Source organism: Anaerotignum sp., from assembly GCF_051877975.1.
Taxonomy (GTDB): domain Bacteria; phylum Bacillota; class Clostridia; order Lachnospirales; family Anaerotignaceae; genus Anaerotignum_A.
The window spans coordinates 74,493-95,479 of the sequence record NZ_JBJEJK010000057.1; the positions used below are offsets into that span (position 1 = coordinate 74,493).

A 20,987-nucleotide genomic window follows, 5' to 3' on the forward strand; every position below is an offset into this window, starting at 1 on the left:
AGGCGTTTTTTATCATGGCAAAAGAAATCAAATACAGCACCGATGCCAGAAACGCAATGGCAGCAGGTGTAGACAAACTGGCAAATACAGTAAAGGTAACATTGGGACCCAAAGGCAGAAACGTTGTTTTGGACAGAAAATTTACATCACCCCTGATCACAAATGACGGTGTAACAATCGCTAAGGATATTGAATTGGAAGATCCTTATGAAAATATGGGTGCACAGCTGGTAAAAGAAGTTGCAACACAGACAAATGATGTTGCCGGCGACGGTACCACAACAGCTACAGTTCTGGCACAGGCAATGATCCAAGAAGGCCTGAAAAATATTGCGGCTGGCGCAAACCCCATCATCCTTCGCCGCGGCATGCAGAAAGCCACAGAAGCAACTGTAGCAGAAATCAAGGCAATGAGCCAGTCTGTAAAAACAAGCAAGCATATCGCCAATGTAGCAGCAATCTCTGCTGGTGATGAAGAGGTCGGCAAAATGATTGCAGAAGCTATGGAAAAAGTAACAAACGACGGCGTTATCACCATTGAAGAATCCAAAACAATGAAAACAGAACTGGCACTGGTAGAAGGTATGCAGTTTGACAAAGGTTACCTGTCCGCTTATATGTCTACAGATATGGATAAGATGGTAGCAGTTCTGGAAGATCCTCTGATCCTGATTACAGATAAGAAGATTTCCAATATCCAGGAAATTTTGCCTATTCTGGAACAGGTAATGCAGACAGGCAAAAAGCTGCTGTTGATTGCAGAAGATGTTGAAAGCGAAGTTTTGGCAACACTGGTAGTGAATAAACTGAGAAATGTATTCACATGCGTGGCTGTTAAAGCACCTGGCTATGGTGAAAGAAGAAAAGCACAGCTGGCAGATATCGCAGCTTTGACAGGCGCTCAGGTCATTTCCGAAGAAATTGGCATTTCCCTGCAGGATGCAACACTGGATATGCTGGGTTCCGCAAAAACAGTGCGTGTAGAAAAAGAAAACACTATCATTGCTGATGGCGCAGGCAGAAAAGAAGATATCGAAGCTCGTATTGCCCAGATCAGAAAAGGCATGGAAGAAACAGATTCTGATTTTGATAGAGAAAAATATCAGGAAAGACTGGCAAAACTGTGCGGCGGCGTAGCAGTTATCAAAGTCGGCGCAGCGACAGAAACAGAAATGAAAGAAAAGAAACTGCGTATGGAAGATGCCCTGGCAGCAACAAAAGCAGCAGTGGAAGAAGGTATCGTAGCCGGCGGCGGTACAGCACTGGTTCATGCCATCGATAAAGTAAAAAAAGCCTGTGCAGAATTGACGGGCGATGAAAAGACAGGTGCGGAAATCGTTATCAAGGCTCTGGAAGCACCTCTGCGTCAGATTGTAGCCAACGCTGGCCTGGAAGGCTCTGTCATTGTAAATAAAGTAAAAGACCTGGATGACAGCATGGGCTTCAATGCACTGACAGAAGAATATGTTGAAATGGTAGAAGCAGGCATCTTGGATCCTGCAAAGGTTACAAGAAGCGCTCTGCAGAATGCAACCTCTGTGGCATCTACTTTCCTGACAACAGAAGCAGTCGTTGCAGAACTGCCTGCAAAGAATGCTCCCGCAATGCCTGCTGACCCTGGCATGGGCGGATATATGTAATATAGCGATATCGCGGAGAAAGCCTCCAAACAATAATCCAAACAACAAAAGCTCCATTTGTTCTATTTGTAGAAACAAATGGAGCTTTTGTTGTTTGGGAAGGCTTGCGGAGCAAACGAATGAGCATGCCGAAGGGAGCGAATAGTGGCATTCTCCTTCGAGAAACAGTTTTGCCATTTTGAGGATTTTAAAAGGAGCTTTGACGGAACACAGCTTTGTTATCATTCAAATTTATGCAGGGCAATAAATGAAAAACCAGATTGAATTTTTTATGCAAAAAGATGTTTTTTTCTTCTGCGAAAAATACCAGGGACAGTTTTTTTCTTATGCAAAAAATTCAAACAATTTATCAATATTCCAAAAAATTTCTATGATTTTCCATATTTTTGTGAGAAACGACACATTTGTCTTTGTATAGCGGACGATGACAAAAAAACTGAAAAAAATGTCTTTCCAGAAGGAACTTTTTTTGGGATTTCTATTGACTTTGTAGAATTTCATCATATATAATTGTTGAGGTCGATGTTTAATCTTGTTTTAATGTTGAAAACTGTTTGAAATCGACGAAAAAAGAAAAAGTATTGAAGGAGGGATTTTTGTGTTACAGGTATTTGATATCATTGGACCTATTATGATCGGTCCTTCCAGTTCACATACAGCGGGCGCTGTGCGTATCGGCAAATATGCCCGTTCTGTTCTTGGTACAACACCCGTAAAGGCTGTGATTCGTTTCAGCGGTTCTTTCGCAAAAACATATAAGGGCCACGGAACAGATAAAGCAGTCATTGCAGGGATCCTTGGCATGGATACAGACGATGCCCGTATCCGCAACAGCATGGAGATTGCAAAAGAAGAAGGCCTGGATTTCACATTTATTGAACAGGACATCGATGGCGCACATCCCAATACCGCTGAGATCACATTAACGGATGCGAAAGGGAAGACTGCCTTGATTCAAGGCGCTTCTGTCGGCGGCGGCAACATCATCATCAATAAGATTAATGATACAGAGGTTTCCATCTCCGGTAAATCCGATACATTGGTTATCCCCCATGATGATATCCCCGGTATGATTGCCGTGGTAACAAATATCCTGGCGGATAAAGGCGTAAACGTTCACGGGTTCTCTCTGGGCAGAGACCATAAGGGCGGTACGGCTGTTATGACAATTGAAATTGACGGAAACTTTGATGAATCCATCAACGAAGCGATCTTGGCATGCCCCAATATTCATGCATCTACGATCCTGAAAGCAATTTAAGAAGGGGAGGTGGAAAAAATGAAATACGACTCTTTGGCAGACCTGGTTGCAGCAGCAGAGGCAGAAAATATGACTCTGTCCGCTTTCATCCTGAAAGATCAGGCAGCCATCGCTGAAAAAACCGAAGAAGAACTTTTTAAAACTATGGAACATGCGCTGCAGGTAATGAAGGAATCCGTTGCGGATGGCCTTGACCCTGTAAAACGTTCTGCCAGCGGCCTGACAGGCGGCGATGCTTTTAAAATGAATGAAGCAGTGAAAAATGGCAGAAATATCTGCGGGCCTTTCTTTGGCAAAGCAATGGTGAAAGCCCTTGCAGTATCCCAGACAAATGCCTGCATGGGCAGAATCGTAGCATCCCCTACAGCAGGCAGCTGCGGTATTCTTCCTTCTGCTCTGCTGACCCTGGCGGAAGAAAGAAATATTCCTGATAAAGACTTGGTAATGGCTCTGTTCACGGCATCTGCAGTGGGCATTGTGATTGCAACCAATGCCAGCGTAGCTGGTGCGGCAGGCGGCTGTCAGGCCGAATGCGGTGCAGCCAGCGCGATGGCGGCAGCGGCAATGGTAGAACTGTGCGGCGGCACACCCAAACAGTGTGAACATGCCTGTGCGATTGCGCTGAAAAATATTTTGGGTCTGGTATGTGACCCTGTTGCAGGTCTGGTTGAGATTCCCTGCATTAAGAGAAACGCCGGCGGCGTAGGCAATGCCATGGTTGCGGCAGAATTGGCTCTGGCAGGCATTGAAAGCCATATCCCTGCGGATGAAGTTATCGTTGCGATGAAGAAGATTGGTGACACCATGTCTCCCGCACTGAAAGAAACAGCAGAAGGCGGCTTGGCCTGCACACCTACAGGCAAAAAACTTTGCGAAAAAGTATTTGGTTGTTGCTAAGAGAAGCAAACCGGTATACTTTTCTATATTTTTCTTTTTCGTACAAACCGTAGAAAACAGCAATCATAAGAAATTTACAATTTAATAGGAGAAGGTAAAAATGAATATTATTCAGAAATGGAATAGCATTTCCTTAGTAAAAAGAATCATTTGCGGCCTGATCATTGGTGCAATCCTGGGTCTGGCTGTTCCTCAGTTAACTGTAATCGGTATTCTGGGTACACTGTTCGTAGGCGCTCTGAAAGCAATTGCTCCCATCCTGGTATTTTTCCTGGTAATGGCAGCTCTGGCTTGCGGTCAGGAAGGCGGCGGCAGAACTATGGGTCGTGTAGTTGTACTGTATCTGGTTGGTACATTCGCAGCTGCTGTTGTTGCAGTTTTGGCTTGCCACTTCATCCCCATCGTACTGCCTCTGGGCAGCGGTGCTTCCACAGAAGGTTACACAGCAGCAGGCTCCGTTGGGGAAGTATTCTCCAACCTGCTGTCCAACATCGTATCCAACCCCATCGGTTCTATGGTAAACGCTAACTACCTGGGTATTCTGTTCTGGGCAGTCATCTTTGGTCTGGCTCTGAAAAAAGCCAGCGATACAACAAAGAAAGCGCTGAACGATTTCTCCGAAGCAGTTACATTTGCAGTTAGATCTGTAATCTCCTGCGCTCCTTTCGGTATCCTGGGTCTGGTATTCTCCACAGTATCCGAAAATGGTCTGGGCATCTTCACAGAATATGGTAAAGTTCTGGCGGTTCTGGTTGGCTGCATGGCTTTCGTAGCTCTGGTTCTGAACCCCATCATTGTATTTACTCAGATCAAACAGAATCCTTATCCCCTGGTTGGGAAATGTCTGAAAGATTCCTTCATCACAGCATTCTTTACAAGATCCTCCGCTGCTAACATCCCCGTTAACATGACTCTGTGTAAAGAACTGGGTCTGGATGAAGACAACTACTCCATCTCCATCCCTCTGGGTGCTACAATCAACATGGGTGGTGCTGCGATCACAATCACAGTTATGACTCTGGCTTGCGTAAATACACTGGGTATGGAAGTTCCTCTGGCAATGAAAGTTCTGCTGTCCTTCGTAGCAGCAATCTCCGCTTGCGGTGCTTCCGGTGTAGCTGGTGGTTCCCTGCTGCTGATCCCTCTGGCTTGCTCTCTGTTTGGTATTCCCAACGATGTAGCAATGCAGGTTGTAGGTATCGGTTTTATCATCGGTGTAATTCAGGACTCCTGTGAAACAGGTCTGAACTCTTCTACAGACGCTCTGTTCACAGCTGCTGCTGAATTCCATGATATGAAAGCTGCAGGCAAAGATATTTATGCTTGGAGAAAGAAATAATTTTCTCATCTAAAATTTTTGCAACAAATATATTTCAAATGTATCATTACGGTTAGTACGAAAGCCCCTGCCTTTTTCGGCAGGGGTTTCTTTTATGGTTGTTTTTTCTTTTATATTTCTTTATAATAAGTAAAAGTCATACAAAGAAAGACAAAGGAGGATAATCAAATGATTGTTTTGATTGCGAAAAATACATTGAAAGAAGGAAATCAGGAGGAATTTATCCGTATTGCCGGAATACTGGCGGAAGAGACTAGAAAAGAACCCGGGTGCCTTTCCTATGATCTGGCAAAAGATGAAACAGAGGATACGGTTTTTTATTTTATTGAAAAATATAAAGATGAAGCTGCGCTGGAAGCCCACAGAGCCAGTGCATATTTTCAGACATATGTTCCTATGTTGGGGGCATTGCGTACAAAACCTTCTGAAGTATCTAAATGCGTAATCATTGATTTTTAAGGGGAAGAAAGAAAAGAGTGGTGTTATGGCAGTGCCGAAACTTTACAGAAAGAGATTTATGCCCAACGAGATCGTGTATTTGAAGGACGATGTCATCACCTATCAGGATGATGCTGTGATGGTGACAAAATGGAATGTGCTGCATCCTAAGGAAAAATTCAGCCATGGCATATCCTGTTATTATTTGGAAAAAGGGTGGAAAATTAGTAAATTCTTAAACAAAAAGGATGAGCTTGTTTATTATTATTGTGATATTATAGATACAGCGTATGATGAATTGAAAGATAGCTATCTCTTTACAGACTTGCTGGCGGACATCATCATTTCCCCCAATGGCACAGTCAAGGTGGTGGACCTGGCGGAGATTGCGGATGTTTTGGAAGCGGGTATCATCACAGAGAAAGAAGTGAAATTGGCTTTACGCAGACTGGATGAACTTCTGGGAGTGATCTATAACGGCGGGCTGCCGGAATTGCTGCGTTTTATTGAAACAGAAGGTGCAGAAAATGGGCAGTAACGTACACGACGGGCACAGAGACCGCATGCGGGAACGCTTTCTGCAGACAGGCCCCGATAGCTTTGCAGATCATGAATTGCTGGAAATGTTGCTGTACGGTGTAATTCCCAGAGGGAATACCAATGAGATTGCGCATCGGCTGCTGACAGAATTTGGATCCTTTTCCAATCTGATTGAATCAGATCCTTATGAGATTCAAAAGACTGCGGGGGTAGGAGAAAAAAGCGCAATTTTTCTTTCTATGCTCCATGAATTGATTCGAAGGTATCAAAGGGAAAAACTGGAACAGAAGCCGGCTTTGACTTCTATTCCACGGGCGGCAGAGTATTGTACGGCATTGCTGGCCTATTGCGTGACAGAACGGTTTTATGTGATTTGTCTGGACAGCAGAAGAAAGGTGATTCATACAGCGAAAATCGCGGAAGGAACAGTTGGGCAGGTGTATGTGCAGCCCAGAGCAGTATTGGAAAAAGCATTGCGATATTATGCGACAGGAGTTGTGCTTTGCCATAATCATCCCCGTGGTTCAGTGAAGCCCTCTAATGCAGATGTTGATTTGACAATGCAGCTGAAAGCGATGCTGGAGCCTCTTGATATAGAAGTTGTAGACCATATTATCGTTGGAGAAGGGGAATATTTTAGTTTCTTTCGGGATGGTATGCTAAAAAAGAAAACATAAAATAAGGAGGAATTTTTATGGATAAAAAGCTGTATCGTTCGAAAAATAATATGAAAATTTCTGGTGTATGTGGGGGTATTGCAGAATACTTTGGTGTAGATGCGACGATTATACGTCTGGTTTGGGTCTTAGGAACATTACTGAATTTATTTATCGGTATTGTGGCTTATGTGGCTTGTGTGTTTATCATTCCGGAAGACCCCGGCTGCATCGATGTGGAATATGAAGAAAAAAATTAAATGAGAAGAGACAGCATGAAGGAGTGTTTGTAAAAATGGCGGAAGAACAGAAAAAACGTATTTTCAGTGGCATGCAGCCCTCCGGTGTGATCACACTGGGAAACTATCTGGGGGCACTGAAAAACTGGACAAAACTGCAGGATGAATATGACTGTCTGTATTGTATTGTAGATATGCATGCGATCACGGTGCGTCAGGATCCTGTAAAGCTGCGGAAACAGGCGAGAGATCTGTTGGTGCAGTATTTGGCAGTAGGCTTGGATCCCGAAAAGAATATTATGTATTATCAGTCTCATGTGCCTCAGCATGCGGAATTGGGCTGGATTTTGAATTGCTATACCTATATGGGCGAGCTGAACAGAATGACCCAGTTCAAAGATAAATGCGCAAAGCATGCAGATAATATCAATGCAGGTCTGTTCACATATCCGACCCTGATGGCGGCAGATATCCTGCTGTATCAGACAGACCTGGTACCCGTCGGAGAAGACCAGAGACAGCATCTGGAGCTGACCAGAGATATTGCCAGCCGCTTCAATGGTGTATACGGTGATGTATTTAAGGTTCCCGAAGCATATATCGGCAAGGTTGGGGCCCGCGTTATGGCTTTGCAGGATCCTACAAAGAAAATGTCTAAATCCGATGAAAATCAGAATAATATCATCACACTGATGGATGACCCTAAGGTTATCATGAATAAGATGAAACGGGCGATGACAGATTCTGATAACGAGATTCGTTTCAGCGAGGATAAACCCGGTATTTCCAATCTGTTGAGCATTTATTGCGCAGTGACAGGGAAAACCATTCCGGAAGCGGAAAAGGAATTTGCCGGTATGGGTTATGGTACATTCAAAACAGCCGTTGGGGAAGCTGTGGTTGCCGACTTGGAACCTGTACAGAAACGTGTAAAGGAACTGGAAGCAAATAAAGATTATCTGGATGCTATTATTAAGAGCGGAGCAGAAAAGGCAAGCCGTCTGGCAGACAGAACATTGACAAAAGTACAGAAAAAAGTGGGATTTCCTCCCCGTATCAGATAAGGAAAGTTATCGTTTTTTTGAGAAATAGGGCGCACAAAGCAGTGCGCCCTTTCCTTTTGAAAAATCATATTGTATGAATCTGCAAACAAGAATATGAACAAAAAGTAAACAAAAAATGAACAAAAGTGCAGTGAATGAAAATTTTATGTTAAGAAGTCTTAACATACATTGACTAGATTTTTACCAAATGTTAGAATAAAAGAAAAACCTAGTAAAATTAGGGGGATTTGACTGTGAAATCGCTTTATTTCGGTTAATATGAAGAGAAATGGACAAATTTAACCTAATTTGCAGAAAGGAGAATGCGTTTGCTGCAAAATATAAAATTAAAGGAAAAAATAGCAGAATCATTGGCATCGGTTTTGCCGCTGACAGCCATCGTGCTCCTGCTCAGTGTGACGTTGATGCCTCTTTCTTCCGGCGCATTGGTGCTGTTTTTGTTTGGCGCGCTGATGCTGATTTTAGGGATGGGCTTTTTTACCTTGGGGGCGGATATGTCTATGATGCCTATGGGGGAAGGCATTGGTGTGGAAATGAGCCGTGCGAAAAATATTGGCGGACCTTTGCTGATCTGCTTTATTTTGGGGATGCTCATCACCATTGCGGAGCCTGACTTGCAGGTTTTGGCAGAGCAGGTTCCGGCAATTCCCAATATGATTTTGATTTTGGCTGTGGCAGCTGGTGTAGGGTTCTTTCTGATGGTTGCCCAGATCCGTATCTTGTTTCATATTCCGCTGGCAAAGATGTTGGTGTTCTTTTATGCCATTGTGTTTGGGTTGGCTATTCTGGCACCGGATTCCTTTGTGCCCGTTTCCTTTGACAGCGGCGGTGTAACGACAGGCCCTGTAACAGTTCCTTTTATCATGGCTCTGGGGATTGGTATGGCTACCCTGCGAAGCGATAAGAATTCCCGTGAAGATAGTTTTGGCCTGATTTCCCTTTGCAGTGTTGGGCCGATTCTGGCGGTGCTGCTGTTAGGAGTCTTTTATGAACCGGATTCAGCGTTGTATTCCGCAACAGAAATTCCTGTGGTGGAAACCACGAAGGATGCAGCGGCGTTATTTGCCCATGCGTTCCCGGAATATTTGGGTGAGGTGGCAGTTGCGCTGGTTCCCATTGTTTTGGTATTCATTGTTTTTCAGCTATTGCACAAACGATATAAGCATCATCAGTTGATGCGTATTGTAATGGGTTTTGTTTTTGCATATTTGGGATTGTGTTTGTTCCTTTGCGGTGTGAACGTTGGTTTCATGCCGGTGGGGCAGATGATTGGTGCAGGCATTGCGGAAAGCGGCCATTCCTGGCTGCTGATCCCCATCGGTATGGTCATCGGCTATTTTATCGTTGCGGCAGAGCCTGCGGTACATGTGTTGACAAAACAGGTAGAAGAGATCTCCAATGGTTTTGTGACGGCGAAAATGATGCAGAGTGCTTTATCGATTGGCGTTTGTATTTCTGTAGGCATTGCCATGCTGCGTATTTTGACGGGGATTTCTGTTTTGTGGTTCCTGATTCCCGGTTATGCTGTTGCATTGCTTCTGACCCGTTTTGTGTCTCCCATTTTTACCGGCATCGCCTTCGACAGCGGCGGGGTGGCATCGGGCCCCATGACTGCCACGTTTCTGCTTCCCTTTGCGATGGGGGCCTGTGAGGCCATGGGCGGCAATATTATGACGGATGCCTTTGGTATCGTTGCGATGGTAGCGATGACTCCTTTGATTACGATTCAGCTGATGGGCCTTCTTACACAGATGAAGGAAAAAGCAAAACAGCGTTATATCGAAGTGCAGCTTGCTCAACTGGAAGATGATATCCTGTATTTTGACTGAGATGAGGTGATGAGATGAGAATTTTACCAATGGAACCCATGAAGCTCATTGTTTCTATTGTGGAACGGGGACAAGGCAGAAATATGATCGAGTTATTCAATGGGCAGAAAGTCACCCATCATCTGCAGTGTGCGGGGAAGGGGACAGCAACCTCGGAAATCATGGATCTTCTTGGTTTAGATAGCCTGGAAAAAGATGTTGTATTCAGCGTTGGCAAGGCTACACTGGTGAATCAGCTGATGCGGGATCTGAATAATGAACTGCGGGGCAGTGCCCGTTCCAAGGGGATCGTATTTGATATGAAGATTACGGCTATGTCCCATGTTTTGGCATTGGCGATTCTGATGCCCGTTCGGGAAATGCAGGGAAGGGAGGATGTTATGATGGAAGAAGGAATGGAAAATAGTATGATTCTTGTGACAGTCAATCAGGGCTTCACAGAAGAAGTGATGGATACAGCCAGAAAGGCAGGTGCCCGCGGCGGTACGATCATCCATGCCCGCTGGGCAGGCAGTGAAAGTGCAGAGGAATTCTATGGCATTACGGTGCAGAAGGAAAAAGAGATCATTGCTATCGTTTCTCCCTCTAGCAAACGGAAAGATATCATGGAAGCAATCAATAGTAAGCATGGAATGAAAACGGAGGCAAGAGGGACTGTTTGCTCTCTAGCTATTGAGGATATGGTAAGACTGGGATAATGATGTAGAAAACTGTTTTTAAAATACTGAATCTGATTATAAGGTTCAGTATTTTTATTTATAAAAAGATAAGTATTAAAAGCCCTGCCAAAGGTCTTGCATGAATTTTCTATTTTTACAAAAGCTATCACAGGAGGGATGAGTATGTATTACCTGATACAGGAAGGCACATGGAAACAAACAAGAGAGACCCCCAAAGATGGCTTTATCGGTCTGTTTTCCTATGAAGAAATGGATGCGGCAGCAAAAAAACATAATCTTCCCATGGATGTGCTGGAAGAAGCCAGGCGGTTTAGCTATGGGCGATATGATTCCTATGAGACCTTTGACTGTGTCAGTCTGGAAATGCTGGATTTTGAAAATATCCTTCTGAGCAAGGGCAGTGTAGTTTCATTTCTGGAGCAAGAGAGAGCCTTTTTCTTCACTTCCCGCAAGGAAGAAGTGGAAAAGCTTTTAGAGGATATTTTTATTTTTCTGGGGGAAAAGTGCACCAGAGAGCGAGTGTTGTTCGCCTTTTTTGAAATGCAGACCAAAGGGGACGACCTTGCCTTTGATGGGATTGAAAAAGAGATCATGGATTTGGAACAGGCGCTGATCGCCACAGGAAAGCGGGACTGCGTTTCGGAAATCATCAGCCTGCGGAAACGGCTCATGGTCTTGAAGAAATACTATGAACAGTTTTTGAATGTGCTGGATATTCTGATAGAGAATGAAAACGGCATCTTTGACGGAAAGACGCTTCGCTCTTTTAAAATGCTTTACAGAAGGACAGAACGCCGCTTTCAGAATGTATTAAACATGCGGGAATATGTGACCCAAGTGCGGGAAAGTTATGAGGCAGAGGTGGATATCAGTTTGAATACCACCATGAAAATTTTTACGGTCGTGACCACCATTTTTCTGCCTCTAACTCTGATTGTAGGCTGGTATGGCATGAATTTTGATATGCCGGAATATGGCTGGAAACACGGGTATTTTTTTGTTACACTGATTTCTGTGGTCTGCATTTTGGCTGTTATTGCTATTTTTAAAAAGAAAAAATGGTTTTGATGTTCCCTCTTGGCGGACATCTGTAAAATTCTCCAGAACAAATTTTCAAAAAACTGTTGACAGAATGGTTCAACATGGTATAATTAGCAATGTATTAAATACAAGATATTGTGAATGCGTTGATGAGGACAGTAGTCCTTTCCTGATGCTACAGAGAGGGGTGCCTTGAAGTTTCTGCTTCATGGGTGTAAGCATCCTGCTAGGGAGAGTGTATGAAAACCACCTCTGAGCGGCTCCAATACAGCCCGGTGACTCCGTTATCGTCAAAAAAATGAGTGGTTTTAATGAACAATTAGGGTGGAACCGCGGGAGTATGTGCTCTCGTCCCTTTTCGTAGAGGAAAGCGGATGAAGGGCTTTTCTTTTGCCCAAAAACATCTGCTTTTGAAAAAAATGTTCTGAATAAAAAGGAGAGAAAGACTATGAAGATCACATTGAAAGACGGCGTTGTAAAAGAATTTGACGGCGCTGTATCCGTATTGGAAATCGCAAAGGCGATCAGCGAAGGTCTGGCAAGAAATGCTTGTGCAGGCATCGTTGACGGCGAAGTAAAAGACCTGCGTTATGTTGTAGAAAAAGACGCAGAAGTTTCCATCTGCACTTTTGAAGATGAAGCTGGTAAGATGGCATTCCGCCACACAGCATCTCATATTCTGGCGCAGGCTGTAAAACGCCTGTACCCTGAAGCAAAGATTGCCATTGGCCCTGCCATTGCAGATGGCTTCTACTATGACTTCGACAGAGAAAAAGCCTTCACAGAAGAAGAACTGGCTGCACTGGAAGAAGAAATGAAAAAGATCGCAAAAGAAGATATTCCTATCGAAAGATTTGAACTGCCCAGAGCAGAAGCGATCAAATATATGGAAGAAAGAGAAGAACCCTATAAAGTAGAACTGATTCAGGATCTGCCTGAAGATGCAGTTATCTCTTTCTATAAACAGGGTGACTTCACAGACCTGTGCGCAGGTCCTCACCTGATGAGCACAAAGAATGTAAAAGCCATCAAGCTGACATCTGTTGCCGGCGCTTACTGGAGAGGCTCTGAAAAGAACAAAATGCTGTCCAGAATTTATGGTACAGCTTACCCTAAGGCATCCGAACTGGAAGCTTACCTGAACATGATGGAAGAAGCAAAGAAACGTGACCATAGAAAACTGGGCAAAGAACTGAAACTGTTTGCTCTGATGGATGAAGGCCCTGGTTTCCCCTTCTTCCTGCCCAAAGGTATGGTGCTGAAAAACACACTGCTGGATTATTGGAGACAGATCCACAAAGAAGCAGGCTATGTTGAAATCTCCACACCTATCATCCTGAACAGAGAACTGTGGTATAGATCCGGTCACTGGGAACACTATAAAGATAACATGTACACAACAGTCATCGATGGGGAAGACTATGCTGTAAAACCTATGAACTGCCCCGGCGGTATGCTGGTTTATAAGCAGGAAATGCATTCCTACAGAGATCTGCCTATGCGCGTGGCTGAAATCGGTCTGGTTCACAGACATGAAAAGAGCGGTGCACTGCATGGTCTGATGCGTGTTCGTTGCTTCAACCAGGATGATGCGCATATCTTCATGACAGAAGAACAGATCAAAGATGAAATTTCCGGCGTAATCAGCCTGATTGACGGCGTTTATAAGCTGTTTGGTTTCAAATATCATATCGAACTTTCTACAAGACCTGAAGACAGCATGGGTTCCGATGAAGCTTGGGAAATCGCTACAGCTGGTTTGCAGAATGCTCTGGATGAAAACGGCATTGACTATGTTATCAATGAAGGTGACGGTGCATTCTATGGCCCTAAGATCGACTTCCATCTGGAAGACTCCATCGGCAGAACATGGCAGTGCGGTACAATTCAGCTGGATATGCAGATGCCCGAAAGATTTGAACTGGAATACACAGCAGCAGACGGCACAAAGAAACGTCCTGTTATGATTCACCGTGTATGCTTCGGCTCCATCGAACGTTTCATTGGCATCCTGATCGAGCATTTTGCAGGTCAGTTCCCCGTATGGCTGTCCCCTGTACAGGTTAAGATTCTGCCTATTTCTGAAAAATTCGCAGATTATGCGAAGAGTGTAGCAGATGCACTGGATAAAGAAGGTATCCGTGTAGAAACAGACAACCGTGCAGAAAAGATCGGTTACAAGATCAGAGAAGCAAGAAACGAAAGAGTACCTTACATCATCGTTGTTGGTGAAAAAGATCAGGAAGCAAATATGGTTTCCCTGCGTTCCAGAAAGAATGGCGAAGAAGGTCAGGTTGCTCTGGCAGATTTCATCGCAAGAATCAAAGAAGAAATTGAAACAAAAGTTCTGGATTGATTTTCAAAAAGAGAAGAAATGCAACAGGCGAGGGGAATTCCTCTCGCCTGTATTTTCTGAAAAAAGCAGAAAATATAGAAAAAAGATTTGACATTCGTGTATACCCATGGTATACTACTACGGTAAACAAAGAAGAAGTTCCGCTTCTCACCTTATGGCATGAGCAAATAGGGTTAATACAGTATTTGAAACAGGGGTAAGCTCTGTTTTTCTGTGTGCGGCGGATTCTTCCGGCGCTTTTTTATTTTATTATAAAGGCGCATGTGGAACAGTCTATTTGGGAGGTGCTTGACAATTACTGAATTAATGATTAACGAACAAATTAGGGACAAAGAGATCAGACTGATCGACGAAAACGGCGAACAGCTTGGTATCGTTTCCTCTAGGGAAGCCCAGAAAATCGCTGACGAAAGAAAGCTGGATCTGGTAAAGATCGCACCAACAGCGAAACCCCCCGTATGCCGCATCATGGACTACGGTAAATACAAATTCGATCAGGCAAAGAAAGAAAAAGAAGCCAGAAAGAAACAGAAAACTGTTGATGTAAAGGAACTGCGTTTGTCCCCCAGCATCGATACCCATGATGTTCAGGTAAAAGTCAAAAAAGCAAACGAATTTTTGAAGGACGGCGACAAGGTTAAAATCAGCATCCGTTTCAGAGGCCGTGAAATCGGTCATTCCAAAGTTGGCATGCAGATCATGGAAGATTTCGCAAAAGCAACAGAAGAATTCGGCGTAGTGGATAAACAGCCTAAAATGGAAGGCAAGAGCCTGGTTATGTTCCTGGCACCAAAGAACTGATCCGTAAAACGGAAGAAAACTATCACAAAACATTTTTAGGAGGATAATACAATGCCTAAGTTGAAAACAAAAAAAGCAGCAGCGAAAAGATTCAAAGTTACTGGCACAGGTAAACTGAAAAGAAACAAATCCAATACACAGCATATTCTTGGCAAAAAGTCCAGAAAGAGAAAAAGAAACCTGAGACACGCTACAACAGCTGACAGAACAGTTGAAAACAAAATCAAAAAGACACTGCTGCCTTACGCATAATCAAGCAGTCTTGGGACAACTATTTTTCGAGTATATTTAATTAGGAGGACTTTACAATGGCAAGAGTAAAAGGCGCGCTGAACGCTAGAAAAAAACATAAAAAAGTACTGAAGCTGGCTAGAGGCTACCGTGGTGCTAGAAGCAAACAGTACAGAGTAGCAAAACAGTCTGTAATGAAAGCAATGGCATTCGCATTTGCCGGCAGAAAACAGACAAAGAGAGAATACAGAAGCCTGTGGATCGTAAGAATCAACGCAGCAGCTAGACTGAACAATATTTCTTACAGCAAACTGATTCATGGTCTGAAAGTAGCTGGCGTAAACATCAACAGAAAAATGCTGGCTGAACTGGCTGTATCTGATCCCGCTGCTTTCACAAAACTGGCTGAAACAGCAAAAGCAAATATCTAATTCATTTTAATAAATGAAACATGAAAGGCTTCCTTTTGAGGGAGCCTTTTTCTTTCTATTTTTCTTTCTATAAAGAAAGGAGGGAATCGCTTTTGGAAACTGTTTTCGTCAAAGCCTTTGGTTTTTTATTTATGATTGCACTTGGCTTTATTTTAAAAAGAATTAGATTGTTTTCTTTGGGCGACAGTGAGTTTCTCAGTAAATTGGTACTAAAGATTACATTGCCTATGGCGATTATTTATAATTTTCAGGGATTGGAGCTGAACCACAGCTATTTAATGGCTATCGGGGTTGGTTTTGGGGTTCATGTTGCTGCAATTGCCGTAGTGCTTTTGCTGACGCGGAAAAAATCCCCTGCTCATAGGGCGTTTTACATTATCAATACGTCAGGCTATAATATTGGTCTTTGTACGCTGCCCTATATGTCCAGTTTTTTTGCGGCAGATGCCGTAGCGTTGGTCTGCATGTTCGATGTGGGCAATGCCATCATGTGCTTTGGCCTAACCTTTACCATTGCTATGATGATTGCAAAAGGGAAGGAGGGGGTTAATGGGAAGGAAATTTTAAAGACACTGTTTTCTTCCATGCCTTTTGTGACCTATCTGGTGATGATCCTGCTTTGTGCAGGAAAAATCCAGCTGCCTGAGCCTGTTTATACGGTTGCGGGGATGATTGGGCAGGCCAATGCTTTTCTGGCAATGTTGCTTATCGGTATCCTTTTTGAGCCAAAGATCAATAAAAGTGAGTGGAAGGATATGGCAGGGGTATTTTTGCTGCGCATGGCCTTAGGTATCGTTTTTGCGCTGCTGCTCTATCATTTCCTGCCTGTGCCGTTGATGTATCGGCAGATTTTAGCAATCATCGTCTTTTCACCTATTCTCAGTGTGGCACCTATCTATACGGAACGCTGCGGCTACAATCGTTCTGTGGCAGCAGTCTTGAATTCCTTTATGCTGCCCTTTAGTATGGTAGTGATGACTTTATTGCTGATTTTTCTAAAGGTATATTGAACAAAAAGAAAGCCCGGATATTAAAATCCGGGCTTTTTGTGTGTACAGAAACCGGAAAGGTATTTTTCAACAGATTCTGTAAAGCGTTTCATGGCCAGAGAAACCCATTTTTGCCGATGATATAAAACCTGCAGATCCATACGGATGTCATAGCCTTCTACAGAAAAAAGCTTGATCTTTCCTTCCTGCAGAGCGGAACGCAGGCGATAATCCGGTAAAAGAGAGACACCGAGATTCTGCTCTGTAAAATAGAGGATACAGGTGCTGTTAGCAATTTCCTGCATGCGATTTACTGTTGCACCCAATGCCATTGTTGTTTCATCAAAGGCCTGTCTGTAATTATTGTTTTTTTCTGTTAGGAAAAGGGTTTCCTGCATCAACCGTTGGGGTGGGATATTTTCCGCACCGGCAAGGGGATGATCTGCGGCAGCGAAAAAAGGAACGGTACAGGTTTTGGAATAGACTGTCTGCAAAGCGGGACGGTAAACAGGGCGATCCAATAACAGAATGACATCCAAAATACCTTTTTCCAATTGTTCATATAATTCCAGAGTCGTTCCGAGGCTTACTTCCGCAGAGACCTCTGGATACTTGTTAAAATATTCTTTCATCAGAGGAGGAAAAAAGGAACTAGCCACAGATTCCAAAATGCCAATGCGGAGCACACCGCAGGGAACATCATTTTCAGATACAGATTCCAGAGCTTCTGCCTCCAGCTTCAGCATTTCATTGGCGTAGGCAAGGAAGGTGCGGCCTCTTTCAGAGAGTGTCACCCGTTTACCGATGCGGTCGAATAAATCTACACCTAATTCTTCTTCTAACTGCTGGATTTGGGTAGTAATGGTGGATTGGGCATAGCCCAATGCCTCTGCAGCCTTGGAAAAATTCTCAAACTCTGCTACTTTGATGAATGATTTGATATTGCGAAGCTCCATATCAGTTCCTCCTTTTGCATTCTGATTCTATCTTACGAAGAAGGAGCCGAAAAGGCAAGAAGAATTTTGGTTGAAACCGAATGAAATGTTTCCGTTGAAAAGACATCGGTATTTGTAGTATAATACTGGAAATGAAGGGAGATGGACAACGTGATAGGCGAAAAAATTAAAGCAATCCGCATGGAAAAGGGAATTACAGCAAAAGATTTGGCGGAAAAAGCAGAGGTTACACCGGGTTATATCTCTCAGATTGAAAGAAACCTCATTAGTCCTTCACTTTCCGTATTGATGCGTATTGCAGAAGGCTTGGAAATTCCGCTGGTCTCCCTGTTTTCTCAGGAAGAACAGGAAGAAGTAACTGTGATCACAAAGGATAAACGAACAAAGATCCAGTTTGCTGATATCAATATGGAGTACCAGTTCGTAACACCCTATAGCCGTACTAAAAATACTTGCACACAAATGGAAGTGCTTTGTTTTCACCTTGGGCCCAAAAGCTGGGGCAGCACTATTGTGCAGTATCATGAGGAGGCTGGGGAATGTACGCTTGTCTTAAAAGGTACACTGGAATATCATATCGGCGATAAAATTTATACACTTCATGCGGGAGACAGCATCTATGTGCCTCCCAAGACATATCATCAGCTTTATAATCCCGGCGAGGAAGAAGTAGAAGCTGTGACAGCCATTTCTCCTGCACTTTACTAATACTAAATTCAGTCCAGCAGAATTCGACAGAATTCTATACTGGGCTGTTATTTTTTTCCTAAAATTCACGATAAGTGTATAAAATAGCTATATTTTTTCTGATAATTTAAATATACTAAAAAATATTTAAAAAGTTATTGACAGACAAGATTTGCAAGAATATAATATAGCTAAATTAAATTTAATTTATTTATATTTGGTTTCAACAAAAGATAAAGGTCGACAGAAGATAAAAAGACATTGTAGAATGACAAATGAGCTTTGAGGGAGGGAAAATCTATGAGTATCTTAACATCAAAAAAATTCCAAAAATACTTTGTTCCCGGTATTGTTTTCCAGTCCTGCGTTATTGCTGGCGGCTACGGCACAGGCCGTGAATTGGTGGAATATTTTATGGGATACGGCCCCAAAGGGGGTATTTTAGGGATGTGTATCGTATCCCTGTTGGTATGGTCTATCATCTGTGCGGTTTCCTTTGCCTTTGCACAGATTTTTAAAAAATACGATTACAAAAGCTTTATGAAAGAATTGATGGGACCTGGCTGGGTTATTTTTGAAATAGCGTATATCTGCTTTATCGTTATCGTGCTGGCAGTTGTATCCGCTTCTGCCGGTTCGATTCTGCATGAATTGTTCGGCTTGAATAAATGGATTGGTGTCATTGGGATGTCTGTAGCAGTATTTGCACTGGTTATGAATGGCTCCAGTCTGATTGAAAAAGTGCTGTCCGCATGGTCTTTCGTGCTATATGGTGTATATTTCCTGTTTTTAGTTCTGGTATTTGCAAATTTCAGTGACCAGATTGCAGGGAATATTGCTTCTGTTCCTGTAACAGGTAACTGGGTAGTGGGTGGTTTCCAGTATGCATTTTACAATCTGGCTATCATCATTGCTGTTCTGTATACCATTAAACACAGCGAATCGACTAAGGATGCAGCGATTGCCGGTATCATCTCCGGTTTCATCGGTATTTTGCCTGGTATCATCCTGTTTATTGCCATGTGTGGTTTTTATCCTGTTATCATCGATCAGGAATTGCCAATTGACTTTATTCTGTCTCAGATGAATATGCCTTGGCTGCGCTATGTTTTCCAGATTGTATTGTTTGGTACATTGATCGAAACTGGTTCTGGTCTGATTTACTCCATTACAGATCGTATTGATGAAGCATTCAAGAATAAGGGCAGGGAAACACCGAAATGGACAACACCTGTAGTTGCAGTTGTTTTGCTGGCAGGTACTACAGCGATTTCCTCCTTTGGGCTGACAGGCCTGATTGCAAAAGGGTACGGCACACTGGCGTGGGTAATGTTCATTGTATATGTAATCCCTATTCTTACATTGGGCTTGTATAAAATTTATAAGGCTAAAAAAATTTAACGTGAATCAACCGAATTTCTGTTGACAAATTTTTTCAGAGTACTATAATAAATTCTAAATTGTTTTTATCTAAAAACATGAAACACAAAAGAATTTTTGACGCAATAAGTCAAAGAAAAGTGAGGAGTGGTATCAATGGCTTTGAATACTGAAAAATGCAACGCTTTGGTTGAAAGGGATAAGAAGGTTATTGCCCCTACGCAGCACTTGTCTTATTATCCTATGGTAATTAAAAAAATCGATCAGGATGTGATTTACGACGAAGATGACAATCAGTTCATCGATTTCCTGTCCAGTGCATCTTCTCTGAATCTGGGCAGCTGCCATCCTGTAGTAACTGCAGCGGTAAAAGAACAGCTGGATAATTATTCTCAGTATACAATTGCCTATACATACGGCAAAAAAAGTATTGAATATGCAGAAAGACTGACTTCCGTATATCCTGGTGGTGTTCCTGCCAAGATCGTTTTCGGCAACTGTGGTTCCGACGGCAACGATGCTGCGGTAAAATTCGCAAGAGCTTATACAGGCAGAAGCAAAATCATTACATTTATCAATGCTTACCATGGCAGCACATATGGTTCTATCTCCATGTCTATGGTAACAACACGTATGCGTGCAAAAATGGGCCCTATGCTGCCTGATATCTATTGCTTCCCTTACTATGATGCATCTTATGATGATGAAACATGTGAAAAAGAATGTATCGCAGATATCGAAAGAGCATTTGCAACCTATCTGCCTGCAGATGAAGTTGCAGCAGTTATCATCGAACCTGTTCAGGGTGATGCAGGGCTGTTGGCTGCACATCCCATCTTTATGAAAAAGCTGTATGATCTGTGTAAGAAACATGGTATCCTGTTTATTTCCGAAGAAGTTCAGCAGGCATTCTATCGTACAGGCAAATTCTTTGGTATCGAACATTTTGATATCATTCCTGATGGTATCATCATGGGGAAATCCATTGGTGCTGGTTTCCCTCTGGGCGGCTTCATGGCAAGAGCGGAAATCATGGATTGCCTGCCTGCACCTGCACATCTGTTTACACTGGGCGGCAACGCAACTGCTTGTGCAGCCGGTGTTGCAGCTTTTGACTATATGCAGTCTGAAGAATTCCAGAAAATCCTGGCTGAAAATACAAAACTGATGCAGGAATGCCTGGATGATGTATGTGCCACATTCCCTGATGTTGCTACCGGCTTAAGAGGGATCAATACTTCCAGAGGTATCGTTATTACAAAGAAAGATGAAAATGGCAACGATGTTCCTGATGCAACAGGTACATTTAAGATTCTGTACAGAGCATATGAAAGAGGCCTGCTGGTTATTTCTCTGGCAGATAATATTCTGAGAATCCAGCCTCCTCTGAACATCAGACCTGAAAATCTGAAAAAAGGTTTCGAAATTATCAAAGCATCTATTCAGGATTATCTGAATGGGGATATCCCTGATGATGTAATGAAATTCCGCGCTGGTTGGTAATGAAAATCTTTTTCACAAAAGAATAATGA

At 43.1% G+C, this 20,987-nt stretch carries 21 protein-coding genes; 20 read left to right on the forward strand and 1 reads right to left on the reverse strand.

The annotated features are described in order from the left end of the window. Window positions 1-14: 14 nt before the first annotated feature. The 17 genes from groL (at window position 15) to ACI39P_RS09305 (ending at window position 16,453) form a co-directional block, all read left to right on the forward strand. Window positions 15-1,640 (forward strand): chaperonin GroEL, encoded by a 1,626-nt coding sequence (groL, locus tag ACI39P_RS09225; protein WP_439720377.1) that lies wholly within the window; start codon window positions 15-17, stop codon window positions 1,638-1,640. A 598-nt stretch (window positions 1,641-2,238) separates the two neighbouring features. Beyond that, window positions 2,239-2,901 carry an L-serine ammonia-lyase, iron-sulfur-dependent subunit beta gene (sdaAB, locus tag ACI39P_RS09230; RefSeq protein WP_439720378.1) on the forward strand — a complete coding sequence of 221 codons (663 nt, stop codon included), beginning with the start codon at window positions 2,239-2,241 and terminating at the stop codon, window positions 2,899-2,901. Window positions 2,902-2,919: 18 nt separating this feature from the next. Then, window positions 2,920-3,798, forward strand: a complete 879-nt coding sequence (gene sdaAA, locus ACI39P_RS09235; RefSeq protein ID WP_439720379.1) for an L-serine ammonia-lyase, iron-sulfur-dependent, subunit alpha — start codon at window positions 2,920-2,922, stop codon at window positions 3,796-3,798. Between the two features lie 100 nt (window positions 3,799-3,898). Continuing rightward, complete coding sequence (gene sstT, locus ACI39P_RS09240; protein WP_439720380.1) at window positions 3,899-5,137, forward strand: serine/threonine transporter SstT; 1,239 nt, start codon at window positions 3,899-3,901, stop codon at window positions 5,135-5,137. A 168-nt stretch (window positions 5,138-5,305) separates the two neighbouring features. Further along, entirely contained in the window at window positions 5,306-5,596 is a 291-nt protein-coding gene (locus ACI39P_RS09245) for an antibiotic biosynthesis monooxygenase (RefSeq protein WP_439720381.1), read from the forward strand. A 25-nt stretch (window positions 5,597-5,621) separates the two neighbouring features. Then, the gene (locus tag ACI39P_RS09250) at window positions 5,622-6,113 is read left to right on the forward strand and encodes a DUF402 domain-containing protein (protein ID WP_439720382.1); all 492 of its coding nucleotides are present in this window, start codon (window positions 5,622-5,624) and stop codon (window positions 6,111-6,113) included. Further along, entirely contained in the window at window positions 6,103-6,792 is a 690-nt protein-coding gene (gene radC / locus ACI39P_RS09255; RefSeq protein ID WP_439720384.1) for a RadC family protein, read from the forward strand. The genes ACI39P_RS09250 and radC overlap by 11 nt, the downstream gene beginning before the upstream one ends. Before the next feature lie 17 nt (window positions 6,793-6,809). Further along, window positions 6,810-7,031: a PspC domain-containing protein gene (locus ACI39P_RS09260; RefSeq protein ID WP_439720385.1), complete on the forward strand. Its 222-nt coding sequence runs from the start codon at window positions 6,810-6,812 to the stop codon at window positions 7,029-7,031. Window positions 7,032-7,066: 35 nt separating this feature from the next. Further along, a complete protein-coding gene (gene trpS / locus ACI39P_RS09265) occupies window positions 7,067-8,074 on the forward strand; it encodes a tryptophan--tRNA ligase (RefSeq protein WP_439720386.1) in 1,008 nt (335 codons plus the stop codon). A 302-nt stretch (window positions 8,075-8,376) separates the two neighbouring features. Then, window positions 8,377-9,903: a DUF1538 domain-containing protein gene (locus tag ACI39P_RS09270; protein ID WP_439720387.1), complete on the forward strand. Its 1,527-nt coding sequence runs from the start codon at window positions 8,377-8,379 to the stop codon at window positions 9,901-9,903. A gap of 14 nt (window positions 9,904-9,917) precedes the next feature. After that, window positions 9,918-10,601, forward strand: a complete 684-nt coding sequence (locus tag ACI39P_RS09275; RefSeq protein WP_439720388.1) for a hypothetical protein — start codon at window positions 9,918-9,920, stop codon at window positions 10,599-10,601. A 144-nt stretch (window positions 10,602-10,745) separates the two neighbouring features. Beyond that, window positions 10,746-11,651 carry a CorA family divalent cation transporter gene (locus ACI39P_RS09280; RefSeq protein ID WP_439720389.1) on the forward strand — a complete coding sequence of 302 codons (906 nt, stop codon included), beginning with the start codon at window positions 10,746-10,748 and terminating at the stop codon, window positions 11,649-11,651. 421 nt (window positions 11,652-12,072) lie between these two features. After that, window positions 12,073-13,980: a threonine--tRNA ligase gene (gene thrS, locus ACI39P_RS09285; protein ID WP_439720390.1), complete on the forward strand. Its 1,908-nt coding sequence runs from the start codon at window positions 12,073-12,075 to the stop codon at window positions 13,978-13,980. A 306-nt stretch (window positions 13,981-14,286) separates the two neighbouring features. After that, window positions 14,287-14,781, forward strand: coding sequence for a translation initiation factor IF-3 (gene infC, locus ACI39P_RS09290; protein WP_290715466.1), 495 nt, complete (start codon window positions 14,287-14,289; stop codon window positions 14,779-14,781). Between the two features lie 51 nt (window positions 14,782-14,832). Beyond that, on the forward strand, window positions 14,833-15,033 hold the full coding sequence (rpmI, locus tag ACI39P_RS09295) for a 50S ribosomal protein L35 (protein WP_439720391.1): 201 nt from the start codon (window positions 14,833-14,835) through the stop codon (window positions 15,031-15,033). 56 nt (window positions 15,034-15,089) lie between these two features. Next, entirely contained in the window at window positions 15,090-15,443 is a 354-nt protein-coding gene (rplT, locus tag ACI39P_RS09300; RefSeq protein WP_320791769.1) for a 50S ribosomal protein L20, read from the forward strand. Window positions 15,444-15,535: 92 nt separating this feature from the next. After that, window positions 15,536-16,453, forward strand: coding sequence for an AEC family transporter (locus ACI39P_RS09305; protein ID WP_439720392.1), 918 nt, complete (start codon window positions 15,536-15,538; stop codon window positions 16,451-16,453). 20 nt (window positions 16,454-16,473) lie between these two features. On the opposite strand, the gene ACI39P_RS09310 is transcribed toward ACI39P_RS09305, so the two are convergent. Continuing rightward, window positions 16,474-17,388, reverse strand: coding sequence for a LysR substrate-binding domain-containing protein (locus ACI39P_RS09310; RefSeq protein WP_439720393.1), 915 nt, complete (start codon window positions 17,386-17,388; stop codon window positions 16,474-16,476). 150 nt (window positions 17,389-17,538) lie between these two features. Between ACI39P_RS09310 and ACI39P_RS09315 the strand changes: the two genes are divergently transcribed. The 3 genes from ACI39P_RS09315 to ACI39P_RS09325 all read left to right on the forward strand — a co-directional run bounded on the left by ACI39P_RS09315 (window position 17,539) and on the right by ACI39P_RS09325 (window position 20,958). Next, on the forward strand, window positions 17,539-18,096 hold the full coding sequence (locus ACI39P_RS09315; protein ID WP_439720394.1) for a cupin domain-containing protein: 558 nt from the start codon (window positions 17,539-17,541) through the stop codon (window positions 18,094-18,096). 279 nt (window positions 18,097-18,375) lie between these two features. Continuing rightward, complete coding sequence (locus ACI39P_RS09320) at window positions 18,376-19,476, forward strand: YkvI family membrane protein (protein ID WP_439720395.1); 1,101 nt, start codon at window positions 18,376-18,378, stop codon at window positions 19,474-19,476. Between the two features lie 135 nt (window positions 19,477-19,611). Next, window positions 19,612-20,958 (forward strand): aminotransferase class III-fold pyridoxal phosphate-dependent enzyme, encoded by a 1,347-nt coding sequence (locus tag ACI39P_RS09325; RefSeq protein ID WP_439720396.1) that lies wholly within the window; start codon window positions 19,612-19,614, stop codon window positions 20,956-20,958. The last annotated feature ends 29 nt before the right edge of the window (window positions 20,959-20,987 follow it).

Excerpts from the sequence above, each read along its gene's own strand:
- groL (WP_439720377.1), top strand. The coding sequence starts at position 15 with ATGGCAAAAGAAATCAAATACAGCACCGATGCCAGAAACGCAATGGCA.
- sdaAA (WP_439720379.1), top strand. The coding sequence starts at position 2,920 with ATGAAATACGACTCTTTGGCAGACCTGGTTGCAGCAGCAGAGGCAGAA.
- sstT (WP_439720380.1), top strand. The coding sequence starts at position 3,899 with ATGAATATTATTCAGAAATGGAATAGCATTTCCTTAGTAAAAAGAATC.
- ACI39P_RS09245 (WP_439720381.1), top strand. The coding sequence starts at position 5,306 with ATGATTGTTTTGATTGCGAAAAATACATTGAAAGAAGGAAATCAGGAG.
- ACI39P_RS09250 (WP_439720382.1), top strand. The coding sequence starts at position 5,622 with ATGGCAGTGCCGAAACTTTACAGAAAGAGATTTATGCCCAACGAGATC.
- radC (WP_439720384.1), top strand. The coding sequence starts at position 6,103 with ATGGGCAGTAACGTACACGACGGGCACAGAGACCGCATGCGGGAACGC.
- ACI39P_RS09260 (WP_439720385.1), top strand. The coding sequence starts at position 6,810 with ATGGATAAAAAGCTGTATCGTTCGAAAAATAATATGAAAATTTCTGGT.
- trpS (WP_439720386.1), top strand. The coding sequence starts at position 7,067 with ATGGCGGAAGAACAGAAAAAACGTATTTTCAGTGGCATGCAGCCCTCC.
- ACI39P_RS09270 (WP_439720387.1), top strand. The coding sequence starts at position 8,377 with ATGCGTTTGCTGCAAAATATAAAATTAAAGGAAAAAATAGCAGAATCA.
- ACI39P_RS09275 (WP_439720388.1), top strand. The coding sequence starts at position 9,918 with ATGAGAATTTTACCAATGGAACCCATGAAGCTCATTGTTTCTATTGTG.
- ACI39P_RS09280 (WP_439720389.1), top strand. The coding sequence starts at position 10,746 with ATGTATTACCTGATACAGGAAGGCACATGGAAACAAACAAGAGAGACC.
- thrS (WP_439720390.1), top strand. The coding sequence starts at position 12,073 with ATGAAGATCACATTGAAAGACGGCGTTGTAAAAGAATTTGACGGCGCT.
- infC (WP_290715466.1), top strand. The coding sequence starts at position 14,287 with ATGATTAACGAACAAATTAGGGACAAAGAGATCAGACTGATCGACGAA.
- rpmI (WP_439720391.1), top strand. The coding sequence starts at position 14,833 with ATGCCTAAGTTGAAAACAAAAAAAGCAGCAGCGAAAAGATTCAAAGTT.
- rplT (WP_320791769.1), top strand. The coding sequence starts at position 15,090 with ATGGCAAGAGTAAAAGGCGCGCTGAACGCTAGAAAAAAACATAAAAAA.
- ACI39P_RS09310 (WP_439720393.1), bottom strand. The coding sequence starts at position 17,388 with ATGGAGCTTCGCAATATCAAATCATTCATCAAAGTAGCAGAGTTTGAG.
- ACI39P_RS09320 (WP_439720395.1), top strand. The coding sequence starts at position 18,376 with ATGAGTATCTTAACATCAAAAAAATTCCAAAAATACTTTGTTCCCGGT.
- ACI39P_RS09325 (WP_439720396.1), top strand. The coding sequence starts at position 19,612 with ATGGCTTTGAATACTGAAAAATGCAACGCTTTGGTTGAAAGGGATAAG.